Annotated in this window: 3 protein-coding genes and 1 tRNA gene; 2 read left to right on the plus strand and 2 right to left on the minus strand. The window is 72.3% G+C overall.

What is annotated here, in order from left to right; translation table 11 throughout:
• The first annotated feature begins 320 nt into the window (after positions 1-320).
• Positions 321-392, plus strand: a tRNA-Val gene (locus AB8Z36_RS40230).
• A gap of 143 nt (positions 393-535) precedes the next feature.
• Here the strand turns inward: AB8Z36_RS40230 and AB8Z36_RS40235 are convergent.
• Together AB8Z36_RS40235 and AB8Z36_RS40240 are read right to left on the minus strand one after the other, a co-directional pair.
• On the minus strand, positions 536-838 hold the full coding sequence (locus tag AB8Z36_RS40235) for a hypothetical protein (RefSeq protein ID WP_369218305.1): 303 nt from the start codon (positions 836-838) through the stop codon (positions 536-538).
• A 76-nt stretch (positions 839-914) separates the two neighbouring features.
• Positions 915-1274: a hypothetical protein gene (locus AB8Z36_RS40240; protein WP_440582133.1), complete on the minus strand. Its 360-nt coding sequence runs from the start codon at positions 1272-1274 to the stop codon at positions 915-917.
• Positions 1275-1369: 95 nt separating this feature from the next.
• Between AB8Z36_RS40240 and AB8Z36_RS40245 the strand changes: the two genes are divergently transcribed.
• A complete protein-coding gene (locus AB8Z36_RS40245; RefSeq protein ID WP_369218306.1) occupies positions 1370-1636 on the plus strand; it encodes a DUF2277 domain-containing protein in 267 nt (88 codons plus the stop codon).
• The last annotated feature ends 168 nt before the right edge of the window (positions 1637-1804 follow it).

Consider the following 1804-nt stretch of genomic DNA (forward strand, 5'->3'; position numbering starts at 1 on the left):
GGCCTTCGCGGCCCCCGCCGTCTCTGTGGGCTCCGCGGCCCTCACCGGCTCCCTGGTCTCCGTCCGGTGTCGCTCGCCCCGTCGCCCCGATCTCCGCCCCCGCTTGGTCCGGTGTGTACGGCTGCCAAGGTGTCGCCGTCACAATCCCTCTCCCGTGCTGTCATCCGCCCTGCCCGGAGTCACATTCTCCCACCGGTTAAGGACGAACACACGGGCCGGTCAGTTCGCGGTGCGCGCGGGCGGCTCCCGGGTGCCCAGGTGACGGCCCCCACGGGTTTGCGAGGCACCGCCTGCGGCAAGGTAGGCTGTCCACTCATCCCGGGCGCGTAGCTCAGGGGTAGAGCGCCTCCCTTACAAGGAGGATGTCGGCGGTTCGAAACCGTCCGCGCCCACCGGGTCCGAACGGCGGAGCCCCGTACCGAGTGCATCGGTGCGGGGCTCCGCCGTTTCCGCGTGCGGGCCCCGCACCGATGGGGGGGGGGGGGGGGGGGGGGGGGGGTTTCCGCGTGCGGGCCCCGGGCGGCCGGGGGGGGGGTCAGCGGCCGCTGTTCGGGTGCGTCCTGCGGTACCTGCGGTCCCMGCGTTCCTGGCGCTCCTTGCGGATGCGGTAGTCGCGGTACGTCTTGGGGAGGCCACCGCCTCCGCCCCCGCCACCACCTCCGCCGCCGGAGCTTCCGCCGCCGGTGGCGGCCGACGTGTTCTTGTCGTTCCTCTTGTCTCCGCCCTCGTAGAACCGCAGCAGGTAGAAGGCGAGCGCCGCCGCGCCGAGCCACAGGATGGGCTGGTCGAAGCCGAGGCCGATGAGGGCCAGTATCGCGACGATGATCAGGACGTTCACGGCTGCACCTCCGTGCCCGGCGGGGGTACGCGCGCCGCCGGTTCACGAGGGAGTCAACGCCCGCCGTTCCCGGCTGTCAATGGCCTGGCGGCGCGGGGTCGTCCGGCGTTTCATGGGCGTGCTTGAGGCGGGCTCTGGCGGTGATCACATCTGGTCCCGAGACCTGTTCCCAGTAGCGGTGACAGGTCACGAAGACGGCCAACTCCCGCTCTCTCTCGCGGAGTTTCTCGACCTCCGCCTGTTCGTCCGCGGTCCAGCCGGGCGACGCGGGCCGCTCGACGCTGCGCCAGCCGCCGGTGTCGCTGAAGCCGTCCAGGGGCTCCACCGACCAGGGGAGCCGTTTGAACAGCGCCAGGAGCTCGGAGCGGACCTGGTGCAGCTCCTCCTGGGCGGCGAGGAGGTCGCCGGGAAAGTCATGGGATGGGGATGGAGGCACAGCCGTAATGGTACTCCTGTTCGATTTACATGTGCGAGCTTTCCCAGGGGGCTGGCTTGAAGGGCCCGGTGGCAAGCCGGTGGCAAGCTGGAGGCATGTGCCGAAGCATCAAGACGCTGCGTCCGCCCGCCATCGCCGACGACGCTACCGAGGAGGAGGTCCGGGCCGCGGCGCTCCAGTACGTGCGCAAGGTCTCCGGATTCCGCGCCCCCGCCGCGCACAACCGCGAGGTCTTCGACCGGGCCGTCGACGCCGTGGCCGAGGCGACGGCGGAACTGCTCGCCGGGCTCGAAGTGCGAGGGGCGCGAGGAGTGCGAGGGGCGCCGGATGCGCCGACAGCGCCGGGAGAGCGGGCCTCTTGAGGGTTCTGCCGGACCCGGGGGGCTCGCGGAGTCTGCGGTGGGCCGCGCCCGCGCCGAGGGAGACGATCGAACGGCCCGCGGGGGCGAAGCGGGCGATGACGAACAGGATGCCGCCGCCCCTGGCCAGTGCCGCGCCGAGCTTCGCCTGCGCAGAGGTCAGCCGCCGCG

The sequence above is a fragment of the Streptomyces flavofungini genome (genome assembly GCF_041028215.1).
In the GTDB taxonomy this organism is placed as follows: Bacteria; Actinomycetota; Actinomycetes; order Streptomycetales; family Streptomycetaceae; genus Streptomyces; species Streptomyces flavofungini_B.